The organism is Flavobacterium sp. LC2016-23, assembly GCF_009674775.1.
GTDB lineage: Bacteria > Bacteroidota > Bacteroidia > Flavobacteriales > Flavobacteriaceae > Flavobacterium.
Genome location: NZ_WKKE01000021.1, coordinates 92,794 through 109,607 on the forward strand (window position 1 = coordinate 92,794; position 16,814 = coordinate 109,607).

12 protein-coding genes are annotated in these 16,814 nt (G+C 37.2%); 4 read left to right on the top strand and 8 right to left on the bottom strand.

The annotated features are described in order from the left end of the window. The first annotated feature begins 137 nt into the window (after positions 1–137). On the top strand, positions 138–1,037 hold the full coding sequence (locus GJU43_RS17645) for a DUF4349 domain-containing protein (RefSeq protein ID WP_154342430.1): 900 nt from the start codon (positions 138–140) through the stop codon (positions 1,035–1,037). Positions 1,038–1,245: 208 nt separating this feature from the next. Further along, the gene (locus GJU43_RS17650; protein ID WP_154342432.1) at positions 1,246–1,623 is read left to right on the top strand and encodes a DoxX family membrane protein; all 378 of its coding nucleotides are present in this window, start codon (positions 1,246–1,248) and stop codon (positions 1,621–1,623) included. Positions 1,624–1,682: 59 nt separating this feature from the next. On the opposite strand, the gene GJU43_RS17655 is transcribed toward GJU43_RS17650, so the two are convergent. From GJU43_RS17655 to GJU43_RS17675, 5 genes are all read right to left on the bottom strand, one after another. Beyond that, positions 1,683–2,225, bottom strand: a complete 543-nt coding sequence (locus tag GJU43_RS17655) for a lipocalin family protein (RefSeq protein WP_154342434.1) — start codon at positions 2,223–2,225, stop codon at positions 1,683–1,685. A 164-nt stretch (positions 2,226–2,389) separates the two neighbouring features. After that, positions 2,390–3,793, bottom strand: a complete 1,404-nt coding sequence (gene lpdA / locus GJU43_RS17660; protein ID WP_154342436.1) for a dihydrolipoyl dehydrogenase — start codon at positions 3,791–3,793, stop codon at positions 2,390–2,392. Between the two features lie 473 nt (positions 3,794–4,266). Continuing rightward, a complete protein-coding gene (locus GJU43_RS17665) occupies positions 4,267–4,557 on the bottom strand; it encodes a type II toxin-antitoxin system RelE/ParE family toxin (protein WP_154342438.1) in 291 nt (96 codons plus the stop codon). Then, positions 4,547–4,792 carry a hypothetical protein gene (locus GJU43_RS17670; RefSeq protein ID WP_154342440.1) on the bottom strand — a complete coding sequence of 82 codons (246 nt, stop codon included), beginning with the start codon at positions 4,790–4,792 and terminating at the stop codon, positions 4,547–4,549. The genes GJU43_RS17665 and GJU43_RS17670 overlap by 11 nt, the downstream gene beginning before the upstream one ends. Positions 4,793–5,312: 520 nt before the next feature. Next, positions 5,313–5,768, bottom strand: coding sequence for an Lrp/AsnC family transcriptional regulator (locus GJU43_RS17675; RefSeq protein WP_154342442.1), 456 nt, complete (start codon positions 5,766–5,768; stop codon positions 5,313–5,315). Positions 5,769–6,123: 355 nt separating this feature from the next. Here GJU43_RS17675 and GJU43_RS17680 point away from each other — a divergent pair, with 355 nt between their 5' ends. Continuing rightward, positions 6,124–7,326: an aminotransferase class I/II-fold pyridoxal phosphate-dependent enzyme gene (locus GJU43_RS17680; protein ID WP_154342444.1), complete on the top strand. Its 1,203-nt coding sequence runs from the start codon at positions 6,124–6,126 to the stop codon at positions 7,324–7,326. 207 nt (positions 7,327–7,533) lie between these two features. Here the strand turns inward: GJU43_RS17680 and GJU43_RS17685 are convergent, their stop codons facing one another. Continuing rightward, positions 7,534–8,619 carry a DUF695 domain-containing protein gene (locus GJU43_RS17685; RefSeq protein ID WP_154342446.1) on the bottom strand — a complete coding sequence of 362 codons (1,086 nt, stop codon included), beginning with the start codon at positions 8,617–8,619 and terminating at the stop codon, positions 7,534–7,536. Between the two features lie 135 nt (positions 8,620–8,754). Further along, complete coding sequence (locus tag GJU43_RS17690) at positions 8,755–10,698, bottom strand: amino acid permease (RefSeq protein ID WP_154342448.1); 1,944 nt, start codon at positions 10,696–10,698, stop codon at positions 8,755–8,757. Positions 10,699–11,154: 456 nt separating this feature from the next. Here GJU43_RS17690 and GJU43_RS17695 point away from each other — a divergent pair, with 456 nt between their 5' ends. Then, positions 11,155–12,312, top strand: a complete 1,158-nt coding sequence (locus GJU43_RS17695; protein WP_154342449.1) for a Gfo/Idh/MocA family protein — start codon at positions 11,155–11,157, stop codon at positions 12,310–12,312. 618 nt (positions 12,313–12,930) lie between these two features. Here GJU43_RS17695 and GJU43_RS17700 read toward each other — a convergent pair. Next, positions 12,931–15,837 (bottom strand): FAD-binding and (Fe-S)-binding domain-containing protein, encoded by a 2,907-nt coding sequence (locus GJU43_RS17700; protein ID WP_154342452.1) that lies wholly within the window; start codon positions 15,835–15,837, stop codon positions 12,931–12,933. Positions 15,838–16,814 lie beyond the last annotated feature (977 nt).

The window sequence follows — 16,814 nt, forward strand, 5'->3', positions numbered from 1 at the left end:
TATTGGCACGCTTTTTAGTACACGAGATTAACAACCTTATAAACTTATTTCCCCATTTGATAAAGAATTATGCTATACCAAAAAAAGTATTTACATCGTGTAAATCACTTCCTTATTAATCAACCTTTTAACCCTTTATGAAAACAATTGCAAAATTAAGCCTGGCCTCAATGGCCGTAATCGCCTTACTCTTTTCCTGCAAAAAATCGGATGGCTCTGTCGGAGGCCAAAATTCAGATTATGCTGCCGAGACAGCAGACAGTACAGCCGTTTCGTCTTCTGCAGCGGTAGAAAAAAAAGACAGCAAGCAAAAATTCATCCGAACCGCCGATCTGAAATTTAAAGTCCGAAATGTTGCAAAATCAACTTATGCGATTGAAAATGCTGTCCAGAAATTTGGGGGTTTCGTTACTTATACCAATCTGCAAAGTACTATTCAGGAGCAAATTAAAACCAAAGTGAGTCAGGACAGTACTTTGGAAACTACAAAATATACCGTAGAAAATAATGTTACCATTCGTGTTCCCAATACGCAACTGGACACCGTAATCAAAACCATCGCCAGACAAATTGATTTTCTGGACTTTAGGGTAATCAAAGCCGATGATGTTTCGCTAAAGCTTTTATCCAATCAGCTTTCCCAGAAAAGAAGCGGGGTTACCGAAAAAAGAGTTGCAAAAGCCATTGATACTAAAGGCCAAAAAATCAATGATATTATGGAAGCCGAAAATACACTGGCCAATCAGAAAGAAGCTCAGGATAATGCTGTAATTGAGCATTTATCCCTGCAGGATCAGATTAACTTTAGTACCATCACCCTTCAGTTGTATCAGAACGAAACAATTAAACAGGAAATAACCGCGAGCGAAAAAGACAGTAGTGCCTACAAACCTAATTTAGGTATTCAGGTGATTGATTCTTTAAAGAATGGCTGGTATATTCTTGAAGCCATTTTTGTATTTCTGCTAAATCTATGGCCGTTTATCTTATTAAGTATCGCAGGCTGGTTCTTTTATAGAAAATATAGCATAAAATAATCTAAAAGTGTTAATAAAGCAGTAATTTAATAAGAAAAAATTCATTATATTTGATATAAGCTTAAATTAATCCCAAAATAGGATTGTATTGATTGTAGAATTCTTAATAAATCAGGCGGAAAATGATTTTTATTTTATTACAGGATTCAAATTGTGTAATGTTTATCAGCAAATAATTTATATTTTTTAACCTAAAAATCCTAGTATTATGAAAATTGCTACCATTATTGTCCGAGTTTTGATTGGTCTTTTATTACTTTTTGCTTCTATTAGTTACTTTTTCAATTTGATGCCCGCAGAGCCAGTTACTAATGATAATTTCAAAGCTTTTAATGTTGGCTTAATCGCCTCTACTTATTTAATGCCTTTAGCTAAATCAATCGAATTAATATGCGGATTAGCTTTTGTATCTGGCCGTTATGTAACATTAGCCAACATTTTGATCTTACCCATCACTATTAACATCCTGTTCATCAATTATTTTATGTCGCCGGAACATTTGCCTATTGCCGGATTACTATTCCTGGCTAATATCTTCCTGATTTACAGATATTGGAACAATTACAAAAGTGTTTTCACGGTATAAATCATTTTCCATTAAAAATAAAAAACCCGGCGATTTTAAAATCGCCGGGTTTTTTATTTTTAATTTATTTTATCGTGTTTTACCCAAACCAGATCTGAAACCTTATACCCTATTTCCTGTGCTTTTATCAGGAAATCAGCTTTTACACTTTCCGGAATCGTCGTTTCCCTCGAAAGGATCCACATGTATTTCAGGTTTTCTCCGACCACAAGTGCGTACTTGTAATTATCTTCAACTGCAATGACATTATAGCCTGCATAAAAAGGACCAAAAAATGAGACCTTAAGCATACCAATGTCGTCCTTTTTGACAAACCTGGCTTTCCCGATACTTTGTTCCCACTTGTCTTTTTTGACATCATAGCCCCTGTTATCTACTTTTATAGTTCCATTATCATTCAAAGAATATTCGGCTGTAACATTGTTCAGGCCTTTTTCATATTTAAAATCTAATCTGGCAATTTCATACCATTTGCCAAGATATTTGGTTTTGTCAAAATTAGTAACGGCTGTTGCTTTGTCCGGAATAGCAGAACCGCAGGAATACAGTGCAAAAGCAATTCCCGCTCCCAACAAAACCGGAGCAATATATTTATTTTTCATGGTGTTATCTTTTCTATTTATTATAAAGTTACCACCACAATCCTTAAATTATTTTACAGAATTACTTTTGATTTTTACATTATAAAGTTACGAATCAATACGTTACAAAACAAAAAAACCGCCAGAATAAATTCTGACGGTCCAATAAATATCTTACGTATAAATTATACGTGTAGTGCCCTGTTATCTGTAGCGGCTAATGCTGCTTCTTTTACTGCTTCAGCAAAAGTTGGATGTGCATGGCTCATTCTTGAAATATCTTCAGCAGAAGCTTTAAATTCCATGGCAGTTACTGCTTCAGCGATTAAATCTGCCGTACGGGCTCCGATCATGTGAACACCTAAAACCTCATCTGTTTTAGCATCAGCAATAATTTTCACGAATCCGTCTAAATCTCCACTTGCTCTTGCACGGCCTAAAGCTTTAAACGGGAAACTTCCCACTTTATATTCTGTTCCTGAAGCTTTTACCTGCTCTTCTGTTTGTCCAACGGCAGCCACTTCCGGCCAGGTATAAACAACACCAGGGATTAAGTTATAATCGATATGAGGTTTTTGACCCGCTAAGATTTCAGCAACCATCGTTCCTTCTTCTTCCGCCTTGTGGGCTAACATGGCTCCACGAATAACGTCTCCAATCGCGTAAATATTTGGTACATTAGTCTGTAAGTGATCGTTTACTTCTACTTGTCCTCTGTCCGAAATTTTTACTCCGGCTTTGTCTGCGTTTAATCCGTCTGTGTATGGACGACGACCAACAGAAACTAAAGAATAATCTCCTTCAAGTGTAATGGTTTCGCCTTTTGCATTTTCAGCCTGAACTACAACCGCATCACCGTTTCTTTCTACTGATTTTACTTTGTGGGAAACGTAGAATTTCATTCCTTGTTTTTTCAATACCTTAGTCAGTTCTTTAGACAAAGAAGCATCCATTCCCGGAATAATTCTGTCCATAAATTCTACTACAGAAACCTGCGCTCCTAAACGTAAATAAACTTGTCCTAATTCGATACCGATAACCCCTCCGCCAATAATCACTAAATGTTTTGGCACTTCTTTTAAAGCCAAAGCTTCTGTAGAAGTAATGATTCTTTCTTTATCAATCTTAATGAAAGGCAAAGAAGACGGTTTTGAACCTGTTGCAATAACCGTATATTTTGCTTCAATAGTTTCAGAAGTTCCGTCAGCTTTAGCCACTGCAATGTGAGTTGCGTCTACGAATGAACCTAAACCATTAAAAACCGTAATTTTATTTTTATCCATCAGGTAGTTGATTCCACCTACGGTTTGATCTACAACTGCTTGTTTGCGGGCAATCATTTTCTCTAAATTGATTTTTACATCTCCGGAAACCTCGATTCCATGATCCGCGAAATGTGCAATCTCTGCATAATGATGAGAAGAAGACAATAATGCTTTTGATGGAATACAGCCTACATTAAGGCAGGTTCCTCCTAAAGAAGTATACTTTTCTACTAGTGCTGTTTTGAAACCTAATTGTGCGCAACGAATTGCTGATACATATCCTCCCGGGCCTGAACCTATAATGACTACGTCAAATGAACTCATAGTTTGTCTGTTTTATTTTTAGCGATACAAAATTAAGGAATAAAGTTTTGTTTAAAGTTTAAATTTCAATGTTTTTTGCGTGAAATTTAAGTTACAGGTTTTACCGCAAAGAGCGCTAAGAAGTTTACGAAGGGTTCGCCAGGTTTTTGTTTTTTAATCTCGCAGATTTAGCAGATCAAGCAGATTTTTGTTATTTGAAAAGCATCGTTTCATTGGCTTCTTCTACATCTGACGATTCATGAAAAACCTGTGATCTTTTGCCTCTCTGAACCTTTGGGCCTAAAAAATCAGAATAGCATTCCGCTTTAGCCGGATCGAAAATATAGTAAATTCAAAGAGGCTTTAGTATCTAAATTGTATACCTCCAGCTAAAGCTGGAGGCTATTCAAAAAACTTTGAACCTTTGCAGCTATGAACCTTTGCAGCCAAAAACTTAGCACCTCAGCATCTCAGAACCTCAGTAACTTAAAAAATCAAGGTTTCTTTTGAGGATTTTTAGAAGTATGAAAAACAGAATGAATAAGGATCTCATTTTCAAAAATTTCATAAATTATGACAAAGGGAAATTTAACCAATGTTAACTCGCGATAATGAGGTTGCTTTTTTATTTCAAACAATTCCGGATTTGTTTTTAAAACTTTTAAGTATGATTTTAAATAAGTTAGAAATCGCTTACCCAAACCTTTACTTCTGCTTTCATAGAATTCAATAGCGGCATCAATTTCCTTTTCTGCTAAAGGTAAAACTTTAATATTATAGGTCATATTTAGCTTTCAGACGCTGTTCTACTTCTTCCCAGGAACTCGTTTCATTTTCTCCTGAAATATATTTTTCTCTTTCTTCCGCTACTAAACTGTAGTGGGAATCAGAAATAACCGATTTCTCTTCATCCTGATTTATAGCATCAAAAAAACTTTCTAAAATTTCCAATTTAGAATCATCTTCAATGAATTTTCCAAAATCTTTAATAAGTTTACGTCTTAGTTCTTTAGTTTCCATTTGGTGCTATTTGATTCAAATTTAAGCTATTTTGGTGTTGAATAATGTTAATATTTTTGCGTGAAATTTAAGTTACAGGTTTTACCGCAAAGAGCGCTATGAAGTTTACGCAGAGTTCGCCATGTTTTTGTTTTTTAATCTCGCAGATTTAGCAGATCAAGCAGATTTTTGTTATTTGCAAAGTATAGTTTTATTGGCTTCTTCTACATCTGACGATTCATGAAAAACCTGTGATCTTTTGCCTCTCTGTACCTTTGGGCCTAAAAAATCAGCAAAACAGGAAGGTGTAAAGTTTTTCGAAAACTTAAGATTGAATAGCGTCCAGCTTTAGCCGGATGGAAAATATAGTAAATTTAAAGGGGCTTTAGCCGAATCTACATCATTTGGCTAAAGCCCTTTTCTATCTAAATTGTATACCTCCAGCTAAAGCTGGAGGCTATTCAAAAAACTTTGAACCTTTGCACCTATGAACCTTTGCCGCTAAAAACTTAGCCCCTCAGAATCTCAGAACCTCAGCCCCTTAAAAAATAACCGTCGAATTCTTCACTTCACTAATCATAAACATACTTTGTGTACTGCCAATGTGTTGTAAACTTGTAAGTTTCGTTACCAGAAATTCACGGTAAGCTTCCATGTCTTTTACAAGTACTTTAAGAATATAATCGTAATCTCCGCTTACGTGATGGCATTCCAGGACTTCATTGAGCTGAATAACTTCGCTTTCGAATTTGGTCAGAAACTCTTTGGTATGCTGGATCAATTTTAAGTGGCAGAAAACGACAAAGCCTTTGTCAATTTTAGTTTTATCTACTAATGCCACGTAGTTCTTGATAATTCCTTCGCGTTCCAGCTTTTTGATGCGTTCATAAACTGCCGTTACCGAGAGATTGAGTTTTAAGGACAATTCCTTCGTTGTCTTTTTACTGTCGGTTTGTAATAGAACAAGGAGTTTTTTATCGGTGGCGTCTAAAGTCATTTTGCTGGTTTTAGGAAATGAAAGAAAATCTATTGATTTGGGCTTTACCAATCAAATTTAGATAAATATTCTTAATTAAATATCAATTATAGTTTTAAAATCTAATTAGAAGACACATGGTTGATTAATTTTCTGATAAACTGTTATTTTGAACAGGATTTCTTTTGAAAACAAGAGCCCTAGCCCTGATGGAAGCGGCATCCTTTTGTGGCGGGGTTCGCCATAAAAGATATAGCGGACAGCAGGAAATAGCTTCTTAGCCTTCGACTTCGCTCAGGACGGCAATTTCAAAAACAAAATTCCAAATTCCAATGTCATTACAAAAAACAATAAAATAGCAACTCAAAAAACCACTATGAAAAACTTCAACCCAGCAGACAAGATTCAGGATTTACAATATTTTGGTGAATTTGGCGGTGTAAACCCGTCGATTTCAGATTCATCGACTTATACTTTTCTTTCTGCTAAAACCATGTTTGATACTTTTGAAGGCAACATGGAAGGCTGTTACCTGTATTCACGCCATTCGTCACCCAGTAATTTATACCTCGACCAGGCTTTGGCGGCTATGGAAGGAACCGAAACGGCAAATGTTTCAGCCTCGGGAATGGGCGCGATTACACCTACCCTACTGCAGTTGTGCGGTGCCGGGGACCATATTGTTTCGAGCAGAACCATTTACGGCGGAACGTATGCTTTTCTTAAAAATTTTACGCCTCGTTTTGGCATTGAAACCAGTTTTGTAGACATTACCAAATTAGATGTTGTAGAAGCTGCCATTACGCCCAACACAAAAGTCCTGTATTGCGAAACGGTCAGTAATCCGTTATTGGAAGTGGCGGATATTGCCGGTCTGGCTAAAATTGCAAAAAAACATAATCTGAAATTGGTGGTTGACAATACGTTTTCGCCTTTATCGGTTTCTCCTGCAAAACTGGGCGCTGATATTGTGATTCATAGTCTGACCAAATACATCAACGGAAGCAGCGATACGGTGGGCGGTGTGACCTGCGCTTCTAAAGAGTTTATCAATTCCTTAAAAAATGTAAACAGCGGGGCGAGCATGCTTTTAGGGCCTACTATGGACAGTTTACGTTCTGCTAGTGTGATGAAAAATCTTCGTACACTTCACATTCGTATAAAACAACACAGCCATAATGCTCATTTCCTGGCCGATCAATTTGAAGCCGATGGTTTAAAAACAGTTTACCCTGGACTAAAAAGCCATCCGAGTCATGAATTGTACAAAACGATGATTAATCCGGAATATGGTTTTGGAGGTATGATGACCATTGATGTGGGCACTCTTGATAAAGCCAACGAACTGATGGAACTAATGCAGGCCAGAAATCTTGGCTACCTGGCGGTGAGTTTAGGTTTCTACAAAACGTTGTTCAGCGCACCGGGAACTTCAACGTCCAGTGAGATTCCACTTGAAGAACAAGCAGCAATGGGACTGACCGATGGTTTGATTCGTTTTTCTATTGGGCTGGATAATGATATCCAGCGTACTTACGAGATGATGAAGGCTTGTATGGTAGAGCTTGGGATTTTGTAATGCTATTTCACAAAGATTCACAAGAGATTTCACAGAGGTTCACTAAAGTTTTTATTCTAAAAAAGAAACACAAAGTTTTTTTTACGCAGATTTATAGCCGATTTTCTTTTTGAGTTTATTAAATGAATCAAAATCCTATTCAATCCTATAACTCTGTTTCAAAATAAGAAAGCCGTTCCGAATAATTCCGGAACGGCTTTCTATTATTTAGTTTTGTTCGTAATGCCTAAACGATTGCCAATACTTGTCTTTATAGATGTCATAGCTAATTTCAAAAGTCTGGCTGTACTTTTTGATGATCGCGTCTAAAACCTTTGGTGGTTTTCTAAATTCTTTACAGGCAAAAAAGATCTCTCTTTTTCCGTTGGCTGTTTCTCTTCCAATATTTAAATAACCTTCTAAATCTTTTAGGTCAGCACTTATTTCGTCTTCAATTTCATCCAATATTTTATAAGTTTCTTCATCAGGCATTCCATTAGTATTACTTCCATCAAACGGAATAGTAATAATAACTACCCATGGATGCGATGCCTTTTTATCCCATGCTAAAAGAGATGTGTTCACAACAGCCAAGAGAACACCTTCTTCTTTTGTATTTCCCTCAAAGCCTGAATAATTATCATCTTCAGTATTGTGCCTGATTCCTTCATATTTCTCCACAAACTCTTTTTCTCTCCAGATTAAATAATCCTTTAATTTTTCTATTGGAATCAATTCTTCAGAAATTCCCTCATTTCCGGACACTTTCATATTATCTATTAAGGTCACGGACTGCAATTCACCTAAATAATTATCCAGGAAAATATAAACTCCTTTAGTTATTAACTGCTTCTTATCTTCTGTAAAATGATCATAAACGATCGTCAGATCAATTTCATCCGGATAGTCTTTATTTATCGTAGGATAAAATTTTAAATTATCAGCATTGAGTTCAATATTTTCAAACTTTATTCCAAAATTTTTTGCAGGTTTAAGTGCAGTGAATTTCCAACCTTCAATTCTTGGTGCAGCATTTACTAACTCTTCTATTATATAAATATTCTTAATCACTCCGTCGGGCGTTAAAACTAATTCAGCTATTTGATCGTCAATCATTCCTGCCAAAAAATAAATCTCAGGGTGAATTTCTGCCAATTTTGGCCCCAACTTATCAAAGAAACCCTTTGGGATGTTTTCTCCCCTTTGAACAACATTAAAAAACTCTTTTTCATTTTTCAGAAACCAATTCCAAAAATCGCTATACGACCCTACTGAAGATTGTTTTTTGCCCAGTATATTACCAAAAAAACTCATGTATTAAAAAATTAAATTAAAATTCTATACGACAAAAATAAGAAAAAACCTTCAATTACTACATAGGTATTTTATAAAAAACAAAAAAGCCGTTCTGATCTACTCAAAACGGCTTTCCTGTATAACTTTTAACTTTTAACTCCCAGCTTCTTCAATAAAATTCAGCTTACTGTTTTTCCTGCTGAAGCCAAAGTAAATACAAAGACCGATAAGCAGCCAGACCGTAAAGTAAATCCAGTTCCAGACACTTAATTCAGCCATCATATACAAACAGCAGATTAAGCCCAAAAGCGGAATCAATGATAATTTTTGTCTAAAAGCCCAAACGGTTAATCCCACCAGAACAAATAAGAAAATCCACATTGGAATTTTGTGTTTGAATAAGCTGAATCCGCTTTCGTATTTTAACGAATCGTCTATTGGCAGCCCTTTTACTACCTCAGCATATTTGGTATCGTCAGACTGATACTGTGCTAACAGATGTTCTAAATCTGATGTTTCAGAAGTCTTATTTTGAACATCTATACTTTTTAAATAACGGAATACTTTTTCAGAATCGTTTTTATCCAGCGAAGTAATGATATCTGCTGAACTATTGATTTGAGTTTCATTTGTCACAAAACTCATTGTCGCCTTTTTATTGTATCCGAAAGCAAAAACCAATCCGATGATTAATAAGACGGGCATGATATATTGTGAATTGACATAAGGCGTTTTGAATTTTCCTCTTGGTATATCGGGTTTGTTTTGTAAAACCAAAACTCCCGCACAAACTAAAACGAAGGCAAACAAAGTTCCGATACTGCATAAATCGGTTACCATAGTAAGATTTAAAAACAAAGCCGGAACTGCAACCACAAAACCGGTTACGATCGTCGCATAAGACGGCGTTTTAAATTTCGGATGTACTTTAGAGAAACGTTTTGGCAACAATCCGTCACGACTCATACTCATCCAGATACGCGGCTGTCCCATCTGGAAAACCAGTAAAACACTTGCCATGGCAATTACAGCACTTACGGCAATAATTCCGGACATCCATTTCAAATCTAATTTTTCGAACACAAAGGCTAACGGGTCACCAACATTTAATTGGTTATAACTTACCATTCCGGTCAGTACCAAAGCAATGGCAATATATAAAATAGTACATATGATAATAGCCCACATCATTCCGCGTGGTAAATCTCTTTGCGGATTTTTACATTCTTCTGCCGTGGTAGAAATAGCATCAAAACCGATATAAGCAAAAAATACGGCTGAAACTCCTTTCAATACTCCACTTACTCCGTTTGGTGCAAACGGATCCCAATTGGCTGTATCTACATAAAATACCCCCACTGCAATTACCAAAAGTACAATACAAAGTTTCACGACCACCATTACGTTACTGGCGTTACGCGATTCTTTCATTCCGCGGTAGATCAATGCGGTAATTAAGATAATGATTAGTAAAGCCGGAAGATCGGCTACAAAGTGAAATCTGCCAAACAATACCGGTGAAGTCGTCCAGGCGGTATAAGCCGCTTGTAAAGCGGGCTCTAAATTTGCGAATGCTTTTCCGCTGTGCATTAAGGCTGTTGCGTTATCAAATCCGTTTGAAGCGGTTAAGTAATCCATCTGAACCCATTGCGGGAGCTGAATGCCTCCACTGGCGAGCAGTCCCGTAAAATAATCACTCCACGATATGGCGACGGTTATGTTACCGACCGAATATTCCATAATCAGCGCCCAGCCAATCACCCAGGCTATTATTTCTCCAAAAGCCACATACGAATAGGTATAAGCACTTCCTGAAACCGGCACCATCGAAGCAAATTCTGCATAAGCAAATGCCGCAAAACTACAGGCAACCGCTGTAAAAAGGAACAAAAAGATTACTGCTGGTCCTCCGTCGGCACTGGCTTTACCGATTGTACTAAAAATTCCTGCTCCAACAATTGCAGCAATACCAAAAGCAGTTAAATCACGTGCTGTCAGGTGTTTCCCTAACGCATTATGACCGTCTGCCTCATTTTTTGCAACTTGCTTCAGGATATCCTGTACGGTTTTTTTTCGAAATAAACTTGAAAATGCCATATGTAGTTTTGCTTTTATAAATTAATATATTTAAGTCTTTGTGGTTTTATTTTGCAAATAATGCAAAAATTATCCTGATTTCAAATATATAAAACGATTTTGTTTTATTGTAAATTATTTTTACCGGAACATTATAAAACGTAAAGTTTTTTATATTACGACCCGAGCGAATTTAATAGGCGAAGCAATTTTCTCGAATTATTTTTTCTGTCCCTTTTTTGGCACGCGATTTTTACAGATTAAAACGGTCTGCCTGTTTTTTGCCACTGATTAAAAGATTTGTGCTGATTTTTTGCTGCCATACTTCTACCAAGTATCACCAATTATTTTTTGATGCTCTCGATAGCTAAAGGCAGCGGCCAAACTTTTTCAGCACAATTCATTTTTAATTAAATATTAATCAGCATTTTACAAAAATAGTTTACTAAATTAGTATTTAATCTAAAGGTAAGTTTTATGGGAAAAATTTCAAGACGTACATTTGTAAATAAATTTGGAATGGGAGTTGGCGCTTCAGTCATTATTTCAACACTTCCCTCGTTCTTAGCCGCACCGGAAAAGAATAAAGATCCCTATACCGGAAAAAAATTAAATGTTGCGCTTTGCGGTTTGGGAATTTATGCCTTAAAGTTAGCAGAAGGAATACAGGTATCTGAATACTGCACTCTTGCAGGAATAGTTACAGGAACACCATCAAAAGCAGCTAAATGGAAAGCGCAATATAATATACCTGAAAAAAACATATACAATTACCAGAATTTCGATGAAATTATAAAAAATAAGGACATTGACTTAGTATATGTTGTGCTGCCGAATAGCCTGCACAAAGATTTTGTGATCCGTGCTGCAAAAGCTGGCAAACATGTTATTACTGAAAAACCTATGGCCGTTTCTGCGCAGGATTGCGAGGAGATGATAAAAGCCTGTGCGGATCATAATGTTCAATTGGCAGTCGGCTATCGTTTACATTACGAACCTACTCATTTAGAAATTAAACGATTGGGACAAGAGAAAGTCTTTGGGAAAATCCGTTATATAGAAACTTCATTGGGATATAAAACATACGACACGCTTGATACCAAAACAATTGTTGACAAAAACAGTCCCACACAATGGAGACTCAACAAGCAATTATCCGGTGGCGGTCCGTTAATGGATTTAGGGATTTATTGTATCCAGGCCAGCCGTTATATTCTGGGGGAAGAGCCTGTTGCTGTTACTGCTCAGTTTGGTACTGTAAATAATAAAGACAGATTTTCAGAGACTGAGGAGAGTATCTCCTGGCAGATGGAATTTCCGAGTGGCGCAATGGCCAACTGTAATACTTCCTGTGGGTATAATATTGACCGGATTTACGCTACTGCCGATGAGGGTTCATTTGAATTAAGTCCTTCATTGAGTTATGGCCCATATGAGGGAAAATCATCTAACGGCCCTTTAAAATTCGCTGCTATCAATCAACAGCAAACGCAAATGGATGAAATTGCCAAGTTACTCTTAGAAAATAAGAAACTTCCCAATCATATTACCGGAGAAGAAGGGCTTAAAGACATTAAAGTTATTAATGCGATCTATAAAGCTGCCGAAACCGGAAAGAAAGTTTTCTTAAAATAAAAACGGCTGATTTTTTTGTTTACCGTTTTTTCTTTGGCGCTATTGCGGGAGTGGTTATTTTTTATGCCACGAATTTGCACGAATTATTTTTTGCTACTGATTAAAAAGATTTACTTTCATTTTAATCTTTTACATCCTGTATCAGGATAGCTATTAGGAATAAAACTCCCGCAGATTTGGCAGATTCAGCTGATAAAAAAGCCGTGTTAATCTATTTGATCAGTTTATCGGAATAACTATTGGAATGGTTATTTTTTATGCCACAAATGGCACGAATTTGCACGAATTTGCACGAATTATTTTTGCTACTGATTAAAAAGATTTACTTTCATTTTAATCTTTTACATCCTGTATCAGGATAGCTATTTAGGAATAAAACTCCCGCAGATTTTGCAGATTCAGCCGATAAAAAATCCGTATTAATCCGTTTGATTCGTTTATCGGGATAACTATTGGGAGTCGTTAAACTTTTTTTTACACGCTGATGGCACGGATTAAACTGATCTGCAATGATCTTTTTTTTGCCTTAAATGAAATAGACTCCCGCAGATTTGGCAGATTCAGCTGATAAAAAATCCGTATTAATCCGTTTGACCCGCTTTATCCGTGGTCATTATGCTACTTCAGACAGCTTTTCAGAATACTTACCGGATGCTGGGCTTCCCTGCTGGTACCGTCAAAAATCTGATGACGGCAGCTGGTTCCGGCTGCAGCGATTTTTACATTTTCGGCAGTCGCACGTACTTTAGGAAATAAGGTGTCCTCTCCCATTTGCATGCTGACCTGATAATGCTCTTTTTCATATCCGAAAGAACCTGCCATTCCGCAACATCCTGAATTGTAAATGGTAACCAAATTGTTTGTTGGTAAATTCAGCATGGCAAAAGTCGCTTCTACAGAACTCAGCGATTTCTGGTGGCAGTGTCCGTGAATTTTAATTTCTCTCTTTTCTTCCGAAAACGAATCGGGTGTAATCTTACCGTCAAGAATTTCTCTTTTAAAGAATTCTTCGATGGTCAAAGCACTGTGAGACAACTTCTCAGCCGCGTCCTTATCATCCGCCAGGCGCAGGTATTCGTCCCTGAAAGTCAGAATTGCCGATGGTTCGATTCCGATCAAAGGTGCTTTTGCGGAAACCAAATCCTTAAAAATACCCACATTGGTATTGGCAATCTTTTTGGCTTCTTCCAGAAATCCTTTCGACAAATAGGTTCTGCCGCTTTCTTCGTGATCCACAACCAAAACTTCGTAGCCTAATTTTGTCAACAGTTCGAAAGCATCAATACCGATGTTGACATCATAGTAATTCGTAAATTCATCATTAAACAAATACACCTGCCCGTTTGGGAAATCATGGTTTTGCTTTTTCTGGTTATCGTACCATTTTCTAAAAGTCTTTTTAGCCAGCAACGGAACCTGTCTTTCCGCCGCAATACCCATACTTTTCTTCACCAGCGACTGATTCGAAATAAAATTCGTGATCGACGGAAAAATACTTCCCATTTTATTCAGTTTGGCATTGTGCGCAAAAATCTTGTTTCGGGTCGAAAATCCGTTTGCTTTTTGGTATTGGTATAAAAATTCTGCTTTGAGCGTGGCGACGTCTACATTACTCGGACATTCGCTGGCACAGGCTTTACAGCTTACGCATAACTCAAAAACTTCGTAGAGTTCTTTCTGGTCAAATTTGTTTTCTTTCTCCGAATAGGTCAGGTATTCACGCAGTGCGTTGGCTCTGGCACGCGTGGTTTCTTTTTCGTTTTTTGTGGCACGATAACTCGGACACATCGCTCCTCCTGCCGATGGCAATTTTCGGCAATCGCCTGAACCGTTGCATTTTTCGGCCGCACGTAAAATCCCTAAACTGTCTGAGAAATCCTGAAACGTTTTAATATCCGGCTCTGTCCTTCCTGATACCACACGATGGTTTTCGTCCATTTTCAGGGCGTTGACAATCTTACCTATATTCAAAACCGAATTCGGGTCAAATGCCAATTTGATTCGTTTCAGCAGTTCATAATTCGTTTCGCCAATCATAAACGGAATAAATTCACCACGCACAATTCCATCACCGTGTTCCCCGCTTAAAGAACCTCTGTATTTTTTAACCAAAATCGCCACATCGGTCGCAATGGTTCTGAACAATTTTAAGTCCGAAGTTTTCTTTAGGTTCAAAACCGGACGCAGGTGCAATTCCCCTGCACCCGCATGCGCATAATAAATCGCTTCCTGACCGTGGCTAAGCATCATTGCCGAAAACTCCGCAATATATTCGGGCAGGTCGTTTACCTCAACCGCCGTATCTTCAATAGAATCGGCTGCTTTATTATCGCCTACAATACTTCCTAAAAGCCCTAATCCTGCTTTTCTGAGTTCGTTTACTTTATCTATATCGGCTCCGTAAATTTTTACAAGTGCGTAACCAAAGTTATTTTTTTCTAAATCGGCCACCAAGGCATTCGCCTGATTTTCGGCATCTTCGGGATCGTTCGAAGCCACCTCAAACATCATGATCGCTTTGGGTTCGCCCACCAAAAAGAACCTGTTTTTAATGTGTTCGCGATTCGTTTTCGTACAATCCAAAATCGTATCGTCGATCATTTCGCAGGTATACAAATGGTGTTTCATAGCGACCACAACCGACTCCAAAGATTCGTGAATACTGTGATAATGGGCCACCACCATTATATTATGCACTGGTGGTAAATCGTCTACTTTAAGGGTTACTTCGGTTGTAAAGGCCAGTGTTCCTTCGCTGCCGCAAAGGAGTTTTCCGAGATTTATAGTCGGTTCGGTTCCGCCAAACAAATCTGATTTCAGTAAAATATCAACGGCATAACCGGTGTTTCTGCGGTGAATTTCCGGTTTCGGAAACTCCTTTACAATTTCGTCCTGCGTTGCTTTTACCGACAATTCGTCGTAAACGCTTTTGTATATTTTATTTTCTAAAGTATCGCCTTTGGTTTTTTCGATAAACTGAGCCGAAGTCAGTTCCTTAAAAACAACTTCACTACCATCGCTCAAAATCGCTTTAATCTCCACAATTTTATCGCGCGTTACCCCATATCGGATCGAAGTCGTTCCCGAAGAATTATTCCCGACCATTCCGCCAATCATGCAGCGGTTGGAAGTCGAAGTGTTAGGACCAAAAAATACGCCGTGCGGTTTCAGGAATAAATTCAGTTCGTCGCGAATCACACCGGGCTGTACCGTAACGGTTTTTTGAATGGGATCAAAATTCAGGATTTTGGTAAAGTTTTTGGAAACATCGACCACAATTCCGTCGCCTACCGTTTGTCCGGCCAGAGACGTTCCGGCAGTTCGGGGCGTAATCGAAAGGCCATGTGCGGCTGCAAACCGGATCAGTTTGGTAATATCCGCATTGGTTTTAGGCACCGCAACTGCTTTTGGCTTAATCCGGTATACCGAAGCATCAGTCGAATAAAGTGTTTTATGGAGATCATCGTATAAAAGTGTTCCTTCTAACGATGCTGATAATTGTTCTAAATCCTTAAGTATTGACATTATTTATGACCTGAAAATGAATTACAAAAATAGTTTTTTTTTAGGTTCTAAGGTGCTCAGATGCTAAGGTTCTAAGGTTTTTTTGTGATAGTGTTTTTGGGAATTGGGATTTGGGATTTTTTTTATTGGAATTTAACCGAATTGTCACCTGCGATCCCGATCGCTATCGGGAGAAGGCTTATGAAAACAAAACCTTAACATACGGGAACACGAGGGAATTTAGAAATTGGAAATTAAGTTAGATTCTTGATTCTGCAAAAAACATCAGCTAACATTCTTGTACTAGAGCGGGTTTGGACTAAATTAAGCCCATTATTAGGAATTGCCAAAACATTCCAAATACAAAAACCATTTTCCTATGGTGACAATTGGTTGTCTTTATTCCAAATTACATTTCAAAACTACTTATTTTTAGTTCTCTTTAAATCAAAAGTACTGCTAGGCCTCCTGCAAATGCGAAAGAACCGAAAAAAAGTATATTAGAAAATATTATTTCTTTTTTGGAAGGAACATATCCATATTCGTTATTCTCATTGGTCCAATTACCTTTTGACGCAAAAAGAATAGTTGGTTTTTTATAACAATCTGTAAAGTCTTTAAAAAATAAAAACAATAATAAACGAAAATAAATAATATATAATAATGGGTATCCTGAAATAATGAAACCTAGAAGGTTACCACTCGTTAAGATTAATAATATCAAGCTAAAAAGGAGTGTTATCAAACTTACAATAGCGAATTGGGTAAATTGATTTTTGTTGAGAATTTGTTGAGAATTTACGTAGAAGGCAATCGATAAGCCTAAGCCAATAAAAACTGAAAACTTATTGAAATTAAAAAACGAACTTTTGTAAAATGATAATAACGCTACTAGATAAATGAAAAATATTGTTGTTGTATAAGGTAGTATCTCACTAACTGTGTAAGTTAAAAAATGATGGGGTTATAAAACCAGCATCATTTTTTTTTAACTTTAA

Excerpts from the sequence above, each read along its gene's own strand:
- GJU43_RS17645 (WP_154342430.1), top strand. The coding sequence starts at position 138 with ATGAAAACAATTGCAAAATTAAGCCTGGCCTCAATGGCCGTAATCGCC.
- GJU43_RS17650 (WP_154342432.1), top strand. The coding sequence starts at position 1,246 with ATGAAAATTGCTACCATTATTGTCCGAGTTTTGATTGGTCTTTTATTA.
- GJU43_RS17655 (WP_154342434.1), bottom strand. The coding sequence starts at position 2,225 with ATGAAAAATAAATATATTGCTCCGGTTTTGTTGGGAGCGGGAATTGCT.
- lpdA (WP_154342436.1), bottom strand. The coding sequence starts at position 3,793 with ATGAGTTCATTTGACGTAGTCATTATAGGTTCAGGCCCGGGAGGATAT.
- GJU43_RS17665 (WP_154342438.1), bottom strand. The coding sequence starts at position 4,557 with ATGACCTATAATATTAAAGTTTTACCTTTAGCAGAAAAGGAAATTGAT.
- GJU43_RS17670 (WP_154342440.1), bottom strand. The coding sequence starts at position 4,792 with ATGGAAACTAAAGAACTAAGACGTAAACTTATTAAAGATTTTGGAAAA.
- GJU43_RS17675 (WP_154342442.1), bottom strand. The coding sequence starts at position 5,768 with ATGACTTTAGACGCCACCGATAAAAAACTCCTTGTTCTATTACAAACC.
- GJU43_RS17680 (WP_154342444.1), top strand. The coding sequence starts at position 6,124 with ATGAAAAACTTCAACCCAGCAGACAAGATTCAGGATTTACAATATTTT.
- GJU43_RS17685 (WP_154342446.1), bottom strand. The coding sequence starts at position 8,619 with ATGAGTTTTTTTGGTAATATACTGGGCAAAAAACAATCTTCAGTAGGG.
- GJU43_RS17690 (WP_154342448.1), bottom strand. The coding sequence starts at position 10,698 with ATGGCATTTTCAAGTTTATTTCGAAAAAAAACCGTACAGGATATCCTG.
- GJU43_RS17695 (WP_154342449.1), top strand. The coding sequence starts at position 11,155 with ATGGGAAAAATTTCAAGACGTACATTTGTAAATAAATTTGGAATGGGA.
- GJU43_RS17700 (WP_154342452.1), bottom strand. The coding sequence starts at position 15,837 with ATGTCAATACTTAAGGATTTAGAACAATTATCAGCATCGTTAGAAGGA.